The organism is Paenibacillus sp. FSL H8-0175, assembly GCF_045040615.1.
GTDB lineage: Bacteria > Bacillota > Bacilli > Paenibacillales > Paenibacillaceae > Paenibacillus_AQ > Paenibacillus_AQ odorifer.
Genome location: NZ_CP150299.1, coordinates 5,124,763 through 5,141,367 on the forward strand (window position 1 = coordinate 5,124,763; position 16,605 = coordinate 5,141,367).

At 41.0% G+C, this 16,605-nt stretch carries 19 protein-coding genes and 1 pseudogene; 1 reads left to right on the plus strand and 19 read right to left on the minus strand.

Annotated elements, in window-relative coordinates:
* Positions 1–67: 67 nt before the first annotated feature.
* From MHH46_RS22930 to MHH46_RS22945, 4 genes are all read right to left on the minus strand, one after another.
* Positions 68–748 carry an N-acetyltransferase gene (locus MHH46_RS22930; RefSeq protein WP_076130224.1) on the minus strand — a complete coding sequence of 227 codons (681 nt, stop codon included), beginning with the start codon at positions 746–748 and terminating at the stop codon, positions 68–70.
* 278 nt (positions 749–1,026) lie between these two features.
* Positions 1,027–1,218, minus strand: coding sequence for a hypothetical protein (locus MHH46_RS22935; RefSeq protein ID WP_076130223.1), 192 nt, complete (start codon positions 1,216–1,218; stop codon positions 1,027–1,029).
* Positions 1,219–1,295: 77 nt separating this feature from the next.
* Positions 1,296–1,646 carry an MmcQ/YjbR family DNA-binding protein gene (locus MHH46_RS22940; protein ID WP_076130222.1) on the minus strand — a complete coding sequence of 117 codons (351 nt, stop codon included), beginning with the start codon at positions 1,644–1,646 and terminating at the stop codon, positions 1,296–1,298.
* A 23-nt stretch (positions 1,647–1,669) separates the two neighbouring features.
* Positions 1,670–2,236: a hypothetical protein gene (locus tag MHH46_RS22945; protein WP_179088192.1), complete on the minus strand. Its 567-nt coding sequence runs from the start codon at positions 2,234–2,236 to the stop codon at positions 1,670–1,672.
* 154 nt (positions 2,237–2,390) lie between these two features.
* Between MHH46_RS22945 and MHH46_RS22950 the strand changes: the two genes are divergently transcribed.
* Positions 2,391–2,588 (plus strand): hypothetical protein, encoded by a 198-nt coding sequence (locus MHH46_RS22950; RefSeq protein ID WP_076130220.1) that lies wholly within the window; start codon positions 2,391–2,393, stop codon positions 2,586–2,588.
* 140 nt (positions 2,589–2,728) lie between these two features.
* Here the strand turns inward: MHH46_RS22950 and MHH46_RS22955 are convergent, their stop codons facing one another.
* The 15 genes and pseudogenes from MHH46_RS22955 to MHH46_RS23025 all read right to left on the minus strand — a co-directional run bounded on the left by MHH46_RS22955 (position 2,729) and on the right by MHH46_RS23025 (position 16,104).
* Positions 2,729–3,304 carry a dihydrofolate reductase family protein gene (locus MHH46_RS22955; RefSeq protein ID WP_038572611.1) on the minus strand — a complete coding sequence of 192 codons (576 nt, stop codon included), beginning with the start codon at positions 3,302–3,304 and terminating at the stop codon, positions 2,729–2,731.
* Between the two features lie 197 nt (positions 3,305–3,501).
* A pseudogene (locus MHH46_RS22960) lies at positions 3,502–4,367 on the minus strand (amidase family protein); the annotation flags it as partial.
* A 28-nt stretch (positions 4,368–4,395) separates the two neighbouring features.
* On the minus strand, positions 4,396–4,854 hold the full coding sequence (locus MHH46_RS22965; RefSeq protein WP_076184222.1) for a GNAT family N-acetyltransferase: 459 nt from the start codon (positions 4,852–4,854) through the stop codon (positions 4,396–4,398).
* Positions 4,855–5,008: 154 nt separating this feature from the next.
* Complete coding sequence (locus MHH46_RS22970; RefSeq protein WP_076194982.1) at positions 5,009–6,118, minus strand: hypothetical protein; 1,110 nt, start codon at positions 6,116–6,118, stop codon at positions 5,009–5,011.
* A 114-nt stretch (positions 6,119–6,232) separates the two neighbouring features.
* Complete coding sequence (locus MHH46_RS22975) at positions 6,233–7,297, minus strand: serine hydrolase (RefSeq protein WP_076194980.1); 1,065 nt, start codon at positions 7,295–7,297, stop codon at positions 6,233–6,235.
* A 42-nt stretch (positions 7,298–7,339) separates the two neighbouring features.
* Entirely contained in the window at positions 7,340–7,513 is a 174-nt protein-coding gene (locus MHH46_RS22980) for a hypothetical protein (RefSeq protein ID WP_179086335.1), read from the minus strand.
* Positions 7,500–8,684 (minus strand): MGDG synthase family glycosyltransferase, encoded by a 1,185-nt coding sequence (locus tag MHH46_RS22985; RefSeq protein WP_076194978.1) that lies wholly within the window; start codon positions 8,682–8,684, stop codon positions 7,500–7,502. Before MHH46_RS22985 ends, MHH46_RS22980 begins: the two co-directional genes overlap by 14 nt.
* 223 nt (positions 8,685–8,907) lie before the next feature.
* Positions 8,908–9,531: an HXXEE domain-containing protein gene (locus MHH46_RS22990; RefSeq protein ID WP_076194975.1), complete on the minus strand. Its 624-nt coding sequence runs from the start codon at positions 9,529–9,531 to the stop codon at positions 8,908–8,910.
* A 23-nt stretch (positions 9,532–9,554) separates the two neighbouring features.
* Positions 9,555–10,136 carry a TetR/AcrR family transcriptional regulator gene (locus tag MHH46_RS22995; protein WP_076184227.1) on the minus strand — a complete coding sequence of 194 codons (582 nt, stop codon included), beginning with the start codon at positions 10,134–10,136 and terminating at the stop codon, positions 9,555–9,557.
* 183 nt (positions 10,137–10,319) lie between these two features.
* A complete protein-coding gene (locus tag MHH46_RS23000; protein WP_081386470.1) occupies positions 10,320–10,760 on the minus strand; it encodes a DUF6678 family protein in 441 nt (146 codons plus the stop codon).
* 95 nt (positions 10,761–10,855) lie between these two features.
* Positions 10,856–11,299 carry a GNAT family N-acetyltransferase gene (locus MHH46_RS23005; RefSeq protein ID WP_076194973.1) on the minus strand — a complete coding sequence of 148 codons (444 nt, stop codon included), beginning with the start codon at positions 11,297–11,299 and terminating at the stop codon, positions 10,856–10,858.
* Positions 11,300–11,477: 178 nt separating this feature from the next.
* On the minus strand, positions 11,478–12,332 hold the full coding sequence (locus MHH46_RS23010) for a hypothetical protein (protein WP_076194970.1): 855 nt from the start codon (positions 12,330–12,332) through the stop codon (positions 11,478–11,480).
* A 727-nt stretch (positions 12,333–13,059) separates the two neighbouring features.
* Positions 13,060–13,542 carry a hypothetical protein gene (locus MHH46_RS23015; protein ID WP_405132516.1) on the minus strand — a complete coding sequence of 161 codons (483 nt, stop codon included), beginning with the start codon at positions 13,540–13,542 and terminating at the stop codon, positions 13,060–13,062.
* Positions 13,543–14,434: 892 nt separating this feature from the next.
* Positions 14,435–15,574, minus strand: a complete 1,140-nt coding sequence (locus MHH46_RS23020) for a DUF4367 domain-containing protein (protein ID WP_081387989.1) — start codon at positions 15,572–15,574, stop codon at positions 14,435–14,437.
* The gene (locus MHH46_RS23025) at positions 15,556–16,104 is read right to left on the minus strand and encodes an RNA polymerase sigma factor (RefSeq protein ID WP_076130253.1); all 549 of its coding nucleotides are present in this window, start codon (positions 16,102–16,104) and stop codon (positions 15,556–15,558) included. Before MHH46_RS23025 ends, MHH46_RS23020 begins: the two co-directional genes overlap by 19 nt.
* Between the last annotated feature and the right edge of the window lie 501 nt (positions 16,105–16,605).

Consider the following 16,605-nt stretch of genomic DNA (forward strand, 5'->3'; position numbering starts at 1 on the left):
TAGAATTAATATAGCATAACCGACTGACTATACCGATCTACCAATGCGCTATGGCAGGTTATAAGTATTAACTATAGCTAGATTCAGCGTGATAATTAGAAGGGCATGCCAAAAAAGAAAGAGGCGCATGAGTAGCGCCTCTTCTATAACAAATCATATCGACGAATATTACATAGTAATTAAACTCCGCAGTAACCTCGAACCCAACCGACTGATAGAGGGATAATGCATTTCTATTTTGAGTGACCACGCTAAGACGAATCTGAGTATTCTTCTGATCTCGCAAGATTTTAACTACCTCTGAAAGAATTTCACGACCGTATCCTCTGCCTTGACACGAAGGAAGCACACAAAAATCATGTATAACCGCAGTATTTGTATCTAAATCATTGACTCTGATCATCCCAACCGGAATCATGTTGTCCACAGCAATGTAAGTAATCCGTGCCGGTTCTCTGGTACGAGTTAAATAATTCCTAGTCCAGGACTCTGAATCACCAAAGGCTTGTGATGAACATTTAACCATGAACTCTAAATCCTGATCTTCTTCCAATCGCACAACTAAACCGGAGTGGCTTGATCCAGCGATTTGTGCCCGATTAAAAACCATGAGGAATTCAGACGGTGCAGCACTTGCCCCTAAATACCGTATATAATCCATCCCTGATTCAGAATTAGAAGGTATCCTAAAACGGCAAGTTTGTATGCCTTGCATTTGCATATCTGCTGCGGCACAAGAATGCCTCATCTCCGTCTATCTCCTTAAGGCTTTCTACACCCACCCTCAAACTTGACTTGTCGGACGTCTTGCAAAGGTGTTCTAATATTCGGATTTGGTCAATGTAATGCTTTGAAAAGTCTTTCATTGTACTAATGTTATATTCTTGCATCTAGTACCCTCATTAAGAAGGAAATACGCAGTTTATGGACGAGTAGGCGTTATCCTTCTAAATTCTGTCCACTTAATGATAGTTACCAATGGAACCGCCTCCTAAAAGTCAATATCTTCACTCTAAACCAGGGTAATCATAAAACAAACCTTATAACTAAAAAAATGACGGCAATTATAGCCACAACGATCAACAGATTGGTTACCTCGCTCCAAAATCCAGGAACGCCTTCAGTATGATATTTTTGCGCATTTACATCATGGTTTGCTTTATGGCCTCCAGGGTCCGTCATATTGGGATTAGGTCCTGAATTAAAAAAGTCAGACATAAAAACAACTCCTTTCCATGATTATAAACCATATTATACCAGTCCATTACCATTTAAACGACAAATTAATGCCACATTCAGTATATCGTTTGTCGGAGGACTTTAGGGAGATTTTTGACAACCCTATCGTAAGAGTGATCAATCATTAAATAGATATCCGACTCTGGTAAGGAGCCATCCAAAACAATCGTATTCCAGTGTTTTTTGTTCATGTGGTATCCTGGCCGAACGCTCTCATGCTGCTCTCGCAAGTTCCCTGCAATCACCGGATCACATTTTAGATTTATGTAAGCATAATTCCCCTTATTCTCAAAAATAAGCGCGAACATTTTACCGGCAATCTTAATCACCAATGGATCGAATCCGAAAGGATAGTCCTTTGTTGCTCCGCTCTTTTTTAAACAGTATTCAATAATATTATGGGTCAAAATCAGTCCCTCGCCTTCTCAGCCTAACCAATTTGGGAATAAAAATAAGATAAATGTTCCTTTGACAAGGCTTTATCGATTAGTTCTTTATCATAGCCATTTTTTTGTAATGCAGCGATAATCGCTTGTGTCCTATCTGATCTTTTTCGTCTTAAATTAGATTCCAACTGTATTTCTAACGGAACCGTAGGAATAGTATACGGTCCGATCTCCACGTTTTTGAAATGGCTCCAAATGAATTGTCCACCTTCCCATATCCCATCACCATCCATAGAATCAGGAATTCCAGCTGAATTGGAAATATGAACAACCTCCACCTTAAATCCATCGATTATCCAACTCCCTTTTGTCCAAGAAAATCCCGAAGAAAAGGTTTGAGTGAATGTAGGTTCTTCTAAAGAAGATAACCAGTTATCCCCATGAGGAAATTCACATTTATCCAAAAGGGAAAATCCTTTAAGAAGTTCTGCAAATTGGTCAATCCCTTCCTTATTCCTTGTATAAATATCAACGTCTCCTGGGGTCATTTCACAGCCCTGAAGAACCGAACCGACCGAGCCAACCAAGATCCATTCTAAATTCGAATTCATTTTGGATGAAAAATAAAGTTCACATACCTTTGACAAAGCTTTTTTCCAGCTATACATAACTTCACCCCAAATTAACTAGTAAGTTCAAGTGCACGAAACCTGAATAACCTCAAATACGTTAAAGTATTATACAAATCCACAGGAGGTTTTTAAAATGAGATACAGTGCTGCAGGCGCACCAATAATCTGTCCTTGCTGTCAAAACGATACTTTTGATCTGGATTATAAACTGCTTAACACAAGCGGCGCATCATTTTTAGGCTTTGACTGGGCGAACAAAAACGCTGCCATCCTTATTTGTAAGCGATGCACCCATATTTCCTGGTTTATGAAAGAACCAACATCTGATTAGTGTTTGGTAGAAATAAAGTATTAGACTGGATCCATTAAAAGAAGCAGCGGCGGACCAAGACTTGATAAATAAAGTCTTAGACTGCCGCTGTTGTCGTTCCATTAACGTTCCACGTGAGCGTAATCACCTTAAGTGAAAAGTCATCTTACCGTCTGGTAAACGAGACCTATGGCTCCAGAATCAAAGGTCTTGTTTTCAATTAGCTTAAGATTTCTCTTCTCCTTGAGACCTTGGAATAATGGCAATCCCTTACCGATCAGGACGGGAGAAACCGTAATTTTATACTCATCAATTAAATCAAGCTGCATAAGGTGGTGTGCGAATCTAGGACTGCCGAGGATGACCATATCCTTGCCGGGCTGCTGTTTGAGGTTATTGATCTCTTCCTCGACAGCTTCCTTCACAAGTCTGGAATTATTCCATTCGACTTTCTCCAGCGTCGTGGAAAAAACAATTTTGGCTGTCTTTTCGATCCACTCGGCGTGATTCCGTTCATGCTGCGAAGCTGATGGGTTCGAAGGGACAGATGGCCAGTAACTGTGCATCATCTGATAAGTCCCACGTCCCCAAATGACAGTGTCGGCAGTACTCAGAATTTCTTTCGCATGGTTCTCCAAATCAGCATCGTAGGAAACCCAGCCAATGTCCATTTCACCATTCGGCCCTTCTACAAAACCGTCAAGCGATGCGTGAAGAAATAGAACGAGTTTTCTCATTTTCAGTTCTCCTTTGTTCATGAGGGATATCTACATTAGACATTAACTACATTTTAGCAGAATTCAACTTGAGTTGTTTCTTATGGATTGCTAATCTCAAACGCTTTTTTCTTCACTTTGGTATTTTTATCCACATCAACATTTTAGCAAACATACGTTCGTTTGTAAATGCACCTTTTTCTATTAATAAGTAAGGCTCTTCCATTCTCTTGAAAGCCTGCGGGCACTGCTATAGTTGGACAACCTGCTCTAGCACTTAAATCATCTCCGACATAAGCAGGAAACAGGATTGCATCCAATCCATACTTTTCTAAAGCATGATCGATCCCCATATTTTGCGAATAATATAAGCCAGAGATAGACTCTACAATATATTCCGAATGATTCAACGGTTTATCTAGCTGTGATCGATAGTTCAGCATATCTTGTCCATATTTCAAAGCCTTTTCCGAATTCTGCTCGTTCCATTCCATCCATTCATTTAGGTTATGGACAGGAAGTTGAGCCGGAAGATTATATAAGTAATTTTCAACGAAAGCGGCAGAACCCGTACTGGCCCCCCCGGAAAATGATCACCGTATGGATTTTTGGTTTGTCCACCTATTGAGCTATACCCAGCCCACATGGATGATGACATCCCATTTGCCCATTCCGTCATATTTGTTTTTGCAAGTATAATGGCCCCAGCATCCCTTAGTTTTTGGACAAGAAAAGCATCGTTCGAGCTAACATGGTTTTCCAAAGCTAATGCGCCCGCAGTTGTATGCATTTTATCATTCGTTTCAATATTTCCTTTCAATAATACAGGCACACCATGTAGAAGACTTCGTGCTCCGCTTAATTTCCTTTCCTGATCTAATGCCTCGGCAATATAAATCGCATCTGGATTCATTTCCATAATAGAGTTTATCATGGGACCACTCTGGTCAAACGTTGCTATCCGATACATGTAATACATAACAAGTTCCCTAGAACTAACATCCCCTCTATCCATTGCATCCTGCAGTTCGAGTATCGTTATTTCTTCACTCTTTATTTTTGCTAATTCGAAGATATGTTCCATGATAACTCCTGCTTTCCATTTGGGTCATTTATGTAATAGTGTCATGTTCATATATTTTAGTGGGCCGTCCCCACTCGAAGTTATCCAGACCTATCTCCTTAAATCCATATTTCTCATAATAAAGAATATGATCCGTCGCCAAGTAGACTTTTGCATAACCTAGTTGCCCAGCTATTTTTCTGGCATGCTCCAACAAAACGGCTCCTAGTGCTTTGCCCCTCTCACTTTCGTCAATAAACAATGGCGCAATCCAAGGTGATAAATCTTTTCGAGTTATAAATTCCTGCTCAATTAATTGATAAAACCCGATGATTACATCATGTTTCAACAGCAAAAATGTAAAAGGGAACTCCTCATCTTTTGAGATTAAACTTTCTTGTATATTGGGGAGCACAGCTTGTTGTACTTTTGGCCACCGTTTTTTGACATACTCAATAAGCTCATTTTGACGAAGAGGACATTCTTGTAAGGATTTAATATCTAGCATCTAACCATCCCTTCTTGTAAAAAGAAATTCCTATACCCATGCCTGCTCTCACAATAGTCATCCACCAGCTCTCAAAATGCAGAGCAGCAAGCCCCGAGTGGGGCTTGCTGTAGGTTGTAAATACTAAAGTAGTTTATAACGCTGGTTCACTTCATTACTTGGAAACCGGTGTATAGATCAGGCAGCGCAGAGTCTTCTCCGGATAGCGCAGCTCTACCGTGTAGGAGCTACCGTCTTTCAGTTTGACCAAGACCGCTACTACTCCGCTTTTGTCATATGCACTGTCTTTAATGATAGATGAGCTGGTTATCGCACGGGTCTCGCCCTGCTTGTCCACCACAATGGATTTAGCGGCTTGAAGCCAGCTGGAATCCTGGCTAATCTGTTTATTCATAGCTGCTGTAATCGGCGTTCTCTTATAGGACAGGTCCACTATCGTGGTATCAAGTACGGTCCCGCTCTTTGCATCCACGAACGTATTATACATGAAATAAGACTTATCCTGAGCCCGCAGTGTCTCTGCACGGTAAGGTAGAAAATTAACGAACCATTGCCCTTTCGAATCAGGAAAAGGTTTATAATATGAGGTCTGAGCCTGCAACTTTGAGAGATCGACACCGAATAGACGGCTTACGCTCTCTTCTGCTCTGCGTAGGGCTTCATCCTGACTGATGTCCTTCTTATCTGGCTGTGCCACGACAAGATTGAGGCTTACCACATAATTAAAGCGATAATTCCAGTCGATCAATTGCAGCATTTCTTCATCAGTCAGTTCGCGCTTAGGAATTACATAGGTAAATTTGCTTTGATCCAGATAAAATTCGGAACTCCCTGATTTCAAAGGTAGCTTCTGCTTGGGCCGTAAGCCATCGTACTTGTATTGATCATCCAATAACATCCGCCGCTTATTCTCCTGGTCCGTAAATTGCCGCGTAAGCTGTTCATCCTTGCCAGTGAGCCTGGCCTTCTCTGCATACTCATTAATCTGCTTAATTTCTTCAGCAGTGACTGTGCGCTCAAAATAAGACTTGATCGTCGAGACCGGTGTTTTGGTTGCAACCTTAAGTACCGGGATCTGGCTACTCGCCAGTTGAACAGCTGGCTTCTGGTTGAGTTCTTGCGTGTAGGAAACGTTCGCTTGAGACACATTCTGGTTCACTGTAGTATAAGCGACGATTGTGGGCACTGCCAAAGCAGTGAGGGCTAGCAGACCACTGGATATCGCGATCACCCCGAGGGCTGATTTCACATCTTTACTCTTCATTTCTCATAACCTCCATAGTGTAAGTGGGCTTGACTTACATGTACTTTAAGATACGAATGTTATAAAGTACGAAGCCCCTTGTTATGAAGTTGTAAAATCATTTACAGACTCATTTTAAATATTGGAGCCAAGCAACAGATCAAGGATTGGGAAGCATACACTGCCCATGTTGACATAGTCACAATTACTCATAACAGAAATAGCGATTTTTTTATCAGGAAGCAGGAACAGATTGCTTAAGAATCCAGTATCCCAGCCGGAATGTGAGAGAATACGAGAACCCTTATATTCTCCTAGAAACCAGCCCAATCCTATCTGTGCATTTTCCGGATCATAGCCCGTTTGTGCATGAGGTTTCCACATTTCATTATAGCTACCTGGCTGGAGGACTTCATTGCCGTTCCCGGCTGTTCCACCGTTTAGATGCATCAGCAGATATTGGCACATATCTTCGGCATGGGTATATAAAGTGGAGCTAGGTGCATGAGCCCTGTTATATGGAAAAACACTACTAACGCAGCCATCACATTCATGGGTAGCTCCAAGCACATGAGGTGCAGCAATATAAGCTTCAACCTCCTGTTTAAGAAAAGAACTGGACTGCATTCCTGTCGGTTTCAGAATATTTTTTTCCATATACTGCTCGAAGCTCATATCGCTGACTTTTGCTATCATATCTCCCAAGATCTCATATCCTATATTACTATAGGCAAATTTCTCTCCCGGTTGGCTTAACAGCTTGTGGTGACCTATCCCTTTTACATATCGTTCAAGACTTTGCTCGTCGTATTCAGGGCGTTCCCACGCGTAATCTTCCTCATCAGGCATACCAGAGGTATGATTCATAAGCTGTCTTATTGTTATATTTTGATACCGCTCATCCTCTAACTTAAAATATGACAGGTATTTAGTGATGGGAGCATCCAATTCTACCTTACCACGCTCAACTAATTGCATAATGGCGGTTGCTACGAAGGTTTTGGAGACAGAGGCTTGGTGAAACAAAGTGCCACGAACTACAGGATCACCCGTCGATAAATTTGCCGTCCCATATTCACCAGTAAACAGAACTTGGTTGTCCTTTACGATTCCGGCCGCTAATCCCGGAAACTTTTCATTTTCCACAAGCTTGATTAGCATTTCATGCAAACTATCCTCTAACTTCTGATTCGTGTACATTTTGACCTCCCCAATGACAATTAAGCAGCATTTTCAATAAATTCACCCATACAAATAATAACATCTTATCGACCCTTTATCTGGTAATAAATAATTATAATCAAATAAACAGGCGCTTACTTGAAAAGGCAGCAATTCATTCCCTGAGCTTCCGAGCCAGCCTCCAATTAGAGGACCCACAACGCGTGGTCTTTCTACCTTGCTAATAATATCCATGAATCGTCTTCGCCTGCCCTTCAACAACCATAGATTTTACGGCTGTAACAGACGGCTGCCGCAGCTTGATAACCTCTAAAGCCTCAGTAACGATAGCATCCGCGGCTGATTTCCGGGAAAAGTTCTTCATATCCTGCACCTTTTCATCCCTGTACCCCAGATGCTCCAATCTCTGAAGCTGCTCTACTAACTGCTCCTCGTTTCGGGCAATCTCTATTAAATTGTGCTCAGACAACCATTCTGCATTACCTGCCTCCTGCCCGGGGAGCGGACGATAGACAATTACAGGAAGTGCTAGAGCCATCGCCTCAGTCAAGGTAATCCCCCCTGCTTTGGTCAACAGACAGGAGGATATGCACATTAGCTCCTGCATTTCTTCTGTATAACCCCGTATATGTACCCGAGGATTCCCTTGAAAAAGCTCTTCCGTAGCCATCATGAGCTTATGATTATTCCCGCACAATACCATTACATCGAAGTTTGATAGCTGCAGCACCCTCATTATTAAATGGTTAATATCACTCAACACGCCGTAAGCTCCTGCCGCAAGTAATAGATAATGCCGATTTCCATCTAGTCCATGCTTACGTAAAAGGGCTTCACGTTCCTGAGTCTGTTCAAAAGCTTCACGAATCGGAATCCCGCTAACCACAAGCTTTTCTTCAGCAATACCTAATGACATCAGTTCTGCTTTCATGCTTTCCGTAGCGATAAAATACTTTGTGGTTTGTGGATGAAGCCATCTGCCATGAACCACATAATCCGTCATGACAGTGAAAAGGGGGATCCGTCTCCCCTTTGTTGATGCAAGCTCTGCAGCGGCCAAATAAGGAAAGGTATGAATGATAATATCCGGTCCGATCTCGTCGATGATCCTTTGCACTTTCCGCTTGCCCATAGAATGAATCCATCTACCCATGAACTGGTCTGGGTTCATCTTGCTCGTCAACTTGTACACTAATCCATAAAATTCTTGAGTATAACCTGTGCTGTTCAGGTAGAATCTGCGGGACAGCTCATTCAGAGTAGGGTAGACTGCAGCGAAAAGATCCAAGGTGACAATCCGGCTGATCCCTCTACGTCTAAAAGAATGATCAATCGCTTCTGCTACTTTGAGATGCCCGTCTCCAAATGCCGAAGTTACAATAAGCACTTTAGGATCTGTGTTCATGAGAAAGCTCCTTTTTCGCTTGGCCTTCTCTAACTCTAACTCTGAATCGTAAACAGATAGTGATGAGATCCTCAACAGAATATTAACTTCAACATTTTCATAGCGCGAAGCAAACGAAGAAATTCGCAGAAAAAAACACAGTGCATCAACCTCCAGTAACGATAGGATTAATGTTCTGTGTTTAGTTAAAGGCCAACTGAACCTTCTGGTGGGTTATGAGGAGCTACTTATGAAAAGACCATAATTGCTTTTGCGAAAATTTGTGAATGGAGTTTTTGTTTTTCATCCATGTATTTCCTTTCACTATTAAAATATAAACAGCTATGGCAAAATAAATTGCGCTCCAAATCCAGTCTGAGAGGGTTATTAAATGATGCTCATATAAGTAGTTGATGTACCAGATCCCCACCGGCAAATGTACAAAAATTGCGGAGACTAATCCTGGATTATACATGCTTTTTGCTCTTATATTAATGACGACTCCATGGAAAATGATTTGGAAAAAGCCCATTAAAACAGGTGCCATCCCCAGCCATACTACTGACGGGAAGAATACAGGGAGCAAGTAGAACACATAGGCGATGACCACATTAATAATCATTGCCGACTGTTTATTTAATGGATAGTTGTCAGGGGATTCACTTTTAAAAAGGGCTATATTGAATATGCCTGGAAAGTACCCTGGCCAGCGGTATTCCTCAAATTGATGAAGAAGGATCGCCACAAAGCTTAACCATAATATGCTGTTTATCCGCGGTATTGTTTCCCAATTCATTAGAAGATACATGCATATAACAATGCCAATGAATAGTCCTATATCCTGCCAATATTTTCTTAAAAAATTCATTTAATCACCTCAATCTGAGTTTATTAATGAAAGTATCTTGCAAAGAGCAGGTCAATCTGTTCCTCTATAGGTGCTATCTTCACGGAAGCTCCTGTTTCTAGAATAGGACTCATAAGTGCCGGTAGAAAAAGCGCTCCAAAAATCTGCATCGTCATGGTCATCAGGTGCTCTGGCTGCTGCTCATCGGTTAACTCTCTTAAAGTATTTTGTATCTTAGGAAACCCCAATAGATTCAAAAATGATCCATATTCATGCTGGGAGGAGAAAACGGTCTTGCCCATCAGGATGATTCTGGAGAGCAATTCGGGATATTGAAGGATCACTTGCAAATAATCCAGTAAAAATTGCCTCAATCTATCTCGTGAGGATATAGAGAAATCGTCAAGTATGGCAAAGGTATGCTGAAAGCTGTTCAATATCAATTTGATGGACTCGCTAAACAAGTTTTCTTTGGACCCAAAGTAATAGTTAACTAGAGCGACATTCGTGCTTGAGGCTTCTGCAATTTTTTTTATAGTGATCCTTTCAAAGCCTTCTTGTTTGGTCAACTCCAGTGTGGCACGCATAATCTTCTCTTTTGTTTCCAACTTTTTGTCTGTCTCCATACGCAACCTCCAAGTATATTCCCTTTGATTTAAATAACATTTAAAATAACGTTTAAATTTAGTATAGCAATCTTTTTCCTTTTTGCAACTTTTATTTATCCGAAATCAAACCAAGTTTAAATGACAAAGCAGCCGGTTGTTTGAGCGGCTGCTTACATGTTTTTATTAAATTAACGTTTCCTGTTAGCTTAATTGATTACCTTTGAAAAGTGAGTCTGTATTTGATATATATCCATAAATAAAAAATGTATTATTTTCTTCTCTATACGGAATTCTTAATTCATGTAAAATCGAAAGAAATTCTTTACTTATGTCAATTAATTCAGGAGGAAGCAGATTCCCCTTGTGCTTCTGATACCTTGGTCTAACCCGTATCCATTCTACAGAAAAAAAAGGTGAAAGTCCTTCTATCCAATCCCCTAAATACCAGACGTCGTTTTCGAAGTTCTCTGGATAAAGTATATCGTCTAAGACATACTTAGCTTGATATGGAGGGGTAAAAGGTAGTTTATTTAGTACATCACTTTGTAAGTTTCCCCACTTAGTGTCATTCATAACTGAACATAGTTGTTTCTGTTTAATAACTTCATGTACCCTTTTTTTAAAATCCTGTTCATAACCCACAATCAAAAATCCTCCTGAATAAACAACATAAATCCCACGCTGACCTGCCTGTGTGTCATTATTGAGTTATCGTTTCCCGGTAAATTAATTCAAAATTAGTCAAGTTTAATAATCTTATCAAAGCAGTATGAATCTTTGACATAGCCATTATGCACATAGAAAGCATGGGCGTCGGTTCGCTTAAATCCGCTACATAAAATAATACTTGATATTCCCATTTCTTTAGCATAATTCTCAGTGTGTCTTAGTAGTTCTGTACCTATCCCACTATGCTGTAATTCCTTTTTAACGGCAAGCCCTTGAATATGTAGATAACCATTCGAAGACCCTACGGATAACGCCTGAACTATAGTGACAAAACCAACCACTTCATTTTCAAATAATGCAACGAATGTTTTATAATTCCCAGCCTTATTCATGTTTTCCATAGTAACTCGAAAATTTTCAATATTAACATTGCGAACACCAAGTACATCATTCCATAAAAAAACAACTTCAGCATAATCATTTGCTACAACTTCTCGTATCTTAATTTCCATCCCCTCCTTTATAGAAATATTCAAGCAAAGGATTCGACAGTGGATGAAGCAATCCTGCCCGTTACTTCAACAAATAAAAAAGGAGCATTGCCATGGCAATGCACCTCAGCTATCGTTTCCCGTAAGCTTTATAGATTGCCTCTTTTTCAGCCTGCAATCCCTAGAATCCAATCTCTCATTAGTTTGTTGATTTATAATATTCTGATAAAATGCCCTCTAAAACTTGCTTATAATCGTTTTTATTATAAGAAGAGTTATCAACTTTTATCTTGGTAATATTTAATCTGGTAAAAATCTCTTCTTCTAGTTCCCTTCTTGCTTTAAGAACCTGCAGTGTTCCATCTAACCCTTTATAATTTTGTGTTTTTCCATACCCCTGGTTCGTGTAATATTCAATAAATCCCTCTGACCATTCCTGAGGTCTTTCCTTTACAGCCTTTCTGAAAGAATGATCAAGATCATTCTGCTGTACGTATATCAACAATGGATTCAGCCGCTCTACAATTGTTGCCAGTTCAATAACATAACTTATAACGTCTTCCTTCTCCGCACCATGTTTAATCATGCCTATAGTTACAGGGTTTTGTATAAAACAACAATCAAAAACAAAGGTGTCTGCGCCATACAAAACACGATCCGCAAACTTCGTCCATCGTTCTGTTATCAGTTTCCTATTTTGATCTAGCGGCAATTCATAAATATCATGTTTAAAAACTGCGCGATGCAATTCATCTGGAAAACTTGACCAGACTTCACTTTTTATTTTCCGATATTCTAGGAAGTAATCGTTATCTTGTTGAATCATTAGATTACTCAACAAATCTTTAAACTTTTTATGGGTATTCAATAATTCATCCCATTCAGTTTTCTTAAAGAAAGCGACTCCATCATAATCAGCAGGATGTTCCAAATTACCTTCTAAAAATAGCTGGGATGTAATGTTCACTTCCGTAAGAATTTCATGAACGAGCTGAGCAGTTGTTGTTTTACCAGATCCTAGCATTCCCTCAATCAAGACTAATTTCGATCGCATAATAAATTTCCTCCACTCGCTAGTAGAAGGATAAACAGGTAGGAATCAATAGAGATGCTGTTTCCCACAAATAAAAGCGGATACCATCAGGTATCCGCAGGATGGTATATGATACACCTTTCCCTGCATACCCTGTAAGATTAAAGAAAAGCACACCTAATAAAATAGTGTAATCACTATTTTAGGCATTCTTTCAAATTGTTAATCTTTACAGAGTATTCCACATGATAAGGTTTATGCTCCTTTGTTAGCATCTCTATTGTTTAGATTAACAGTAAGCATAGGTAAATACAATCAGGGACTTTCTAAACAATCCTGCCCGTTAGCTTAACGGAACTTCGATATTATTGTTATTATCTGATTTAGGAATTTTCTATCACAAAAAAATGATTGAAAATACCTACTACTCGTATTTTGTTATCTGCCTCTCCAAAAATTTTTGTTTCTGCTGTCATAAAAATAATCTGATGTGTGAGACTTGATGATTTCAAGTCATTAATAGTATGAAAGCAATTTGAGCTTTCGGAACTGTCACATTTAAGACCGTGAACCTTATGGAGGTAATTATCATAATATTGACTACTTGGTTTTGTATAAGCCATCACAAATAATAATATGGAAACGATTAGAAAAGCATATTTCTTCTTGATAAAGGCACCTCATCTCTTATGGATAATCGTACTATATAATACCGCATTTAACTGCCGAATAGTGCTTTTGAATACACTTATATCCACGTTTGAAACGATTTATTGACCATCTTAACATTGTTCATTTTTGCCCAACTCTTTAAATCCGAGATACCTTTATCTTCATCCTTTGAATACCTAAATGCCATATCTAATGGGACGATCTTCCTCCTGTAAGGTAATATCCCAATAACAGGTTTAAAGTACCCCCTGGTCATTATCACTTTAATATCCTTTGAATTAATAATATTTCCATTTAATATAATTTGCTCATTGGATAGGCATAACTCCGTTGGTTTCTTAAAAAATGTTCTGTACAATGCGAGTAACAATAAAACTAAACACAAAAGAACCACAGTTAACGAAGTGTAGAATACCCCTCTCTGATTCCATAATCTCAATCCAAGAATAGATTGACTCGATATAAGAGCAATCATGCCTATAATAGTTCCAATTCTGGATGGATTCTTAACTGGATATTTTATTTCCGTCAACATGGCTCCCCCCTGTTCAAATCCCATACCTTAGAATACCACATATTGGAAGTATCCTGCCCGTTAGTTGAACATAGGCAGCCGATCCATTGACCGACTGCCTGTGTGTCGTTATTGAGTTATCGTTTCACGTTAACGTAAAGTTAAGGTAATGAATCGACATGTGATTCGACTTCAAAAATAAATTCTTCGAGCTTATCGCAGTCAAACCAACCACTTTTTTCATTGATTTCATAAAGCACTTGAATTTTGCTGCTGGGGCAGTGGAACGCTATGTAACTTCCCCGTCCAAAATGAGCTAATGCCTGCACTAGGGCTTGTTCAGTATCTTTCCATGTAGCAAAACCGGCTTTGAGGCGCTACCGTCTCCTTTGTGTAACAGGATGTTTCCCGAGTTCAATCGTGTACGCATAGGTTCCATTCTTTCGTTTGCTGATACAGCCTCGCATCGTTATTCAGCCTCCTCGTTGATTTTCAGTCGTGTTACACTTGTACTGGAAAACAGAACAGCGGGATTGTCGTTATACATAGAGGACAAACTTGAACCACTGAAGACGGTCTTTATGTATAGAGGGCAGACTTCGAGTGTTACATTGCGCAGCAGTATAGCACACTGTACCCACTTGAGGTTTGCCCTTTTTTTGAAACTGGTTTTCATAATCCATCTTTTCCAGCTCTAATTATGCACTTTCTCTGGTTTAGCCCCTCCATGCTGCTCCTTATTCCGAGAGGCTATAATCTGCAATATCTTGCTACATTGCTACATTAATAATATGAATCGGAAGTTCATATGAGAGCAATGCAAGAATTCTTATAAAATCTCACGAATATGCAGTGCTTCGCATATGCAAAAAACGCTCGAGGGCTGTCCCGCTATCATAGATAGCGAAACAGTCCTGAGCGTAATATCTGTGTTCGTTTAATTCATCATACTGGCAGCAATACGGATGACCTCATCCTTGGTCAACTCAGATTTCTCCTGGCGAACCGACACATTATAGATGATCTGCGCTTCCGGGTCAGACCAGACTAGTCTATACTTATACCCCAGGTCAATCTTTTCGTTGCTGGAAGGTTCGAGATAAATGAGCTGCTTGCCGCCAATATCAATATTCTCCACCTTTGTCGTTTTGGTCCACATCAGGCTTTCTACCGGTGTAGCTTTTTCATCAACACGTGAGGCACTGATTCTCACCTGAATCTTCCCCTTCTTGTACACAAGTGTAGAAGAATCATAGGCAATATTCTCCGCCTTCTCCCGTTTCCAAGTCATCCGGAAGTTGTCTCCTAGGTCTATCTCGCTTTCACCTTTAAACTGCTTGTCATCTTCGACCTTTATAAAAGAAGGCTTGATAAACGCCTCGTCCAAGGTATACCCGTCCGGCATATATCCCGGTTGCTTCACTTCGGGAGCGTGGTGCTTCTCAACACTGGTCTTATAAGTGGAATAGTCCTTGACTATGATCGGCGGGCAGTATAACCCAAGATGAGATTCTTCTTTCCCGTCTTCACGTTTGATAACATAGGTGGCATACTCTCCAGGAAGCAGCAACTTCTCAATGGCATTGTAGCCCTTTGCATATTTCATCTTGTAGAGTTCATCCTCTTTGCTCAGCTGCGCTTTGGCCGGCCAGGGAATCAAGGGTTCATTCGGCTTCTCTATCATTCCACCTGATTTCGTTGCCAGAAGTGGCTTATAGGGCAGCACCTTGTACTGAATTTGGGCCCCCTGCCGGAGTTCACCGGAATACTGGGTATAACCGCCGCCCAACAAGACCATTACAAGTAGTGCCGCCACCCAGCCCTGCACCGGAATCCGCAGGATTCTCCTCCGGCTCCGCCCCGTTCCGGCTTCTGTCTTTAGCCTGCGCATAACGTTAGGAGCCCCTTCGTTTGGCGGAAGTGTCTGCAGAGGGGTCTGCTCTTCTGCAGCAGGTAAGATCCCGCCAAGCCCGAGCGCTGTCATTACCTGTTCATGAACATCAACGGGGATGAAATTGGCGGACCGGTCTCCGTGCTTCAGAAACCGCTCCTCCGAGGTTAATTCACTCTTGTCCATAGTTGTTTCTCCTTTCTCTCCAACACCTTTTTAAGCTTGCCTTTGGTCCGTTCATATCTTTTGCGTACGGTAGCCGTACTGACACCCAGAATTTCGCCGATTTCCGCAAACGATTTATCTTCATAAATACGCAGAATCAACAAATTCCGGTCTTCCACATTCAGCTTCCCCAGGGCGGTCGAGACTGGCTCGCTGAACAGACGGTCCTCGACCATTTGTTCGGCACTGTTCACCGTAACCTCCTGCCAGAGCAGCTTGCGCAATTGAAACTGAAATTTCTGCCGCCGCAACTGATTCAGACAATGGTGGTACGCGATCTTGTAGAGCCATGATACGAAATCCGCCTGCGGCTTGTATTGCCCGATATTCTGATAGGCCTTAATCAGGACATCCTGCACCGCATCCTCCGCCTCTTCCCTGCTGTTCAGCATCCGGAAGCAGTAGAGGTATATCCGCTGCTGGTACAGCTTGATTACATCTGAGAACAGGCGGGCATCTCCGGCCTGTATTCTCCTAATCTTCTCTTCCATAGAATCCACGTTGGTCTCCTTTCTTCTATTTCTTCTGTTTCTATAGATATAACACTTGAGTAGCCTCAGGCGTGACATTTATTTCTTCCGGCTGCACAGCAAATGAAACCTACAGATGAATCCCGGTTGGTGATCCGCTTGAACATGTGCATCACCTTCTCAGCCAGGTTCCCGTTTTTCCAGTATTGGGATGCATTGGCATGGACCTTAATCAGAATTACATCCGGTCATCATAGCCGGTCTTCAGGAGCGCCTCGCAAATAAAGGCAGGGCCTACATTGGTGGGGGTTGGCGGCAGTGACTTTCTCTCGCTGGACTTTCCTAGGGATCGGTAACGTAAATGGAGTTACACTTAGCTTAGCTGGCAGCTGACAACAGCCTGACTCCACGATGTAGAATCCGGTACTTTTACTACAAGCTAGTCGCTCTGGGCACCCTTGAACCCCTCGCGGACAAGAACACCAAAATACATTTGGCCGACAAACTTCTCGCCATGAACTA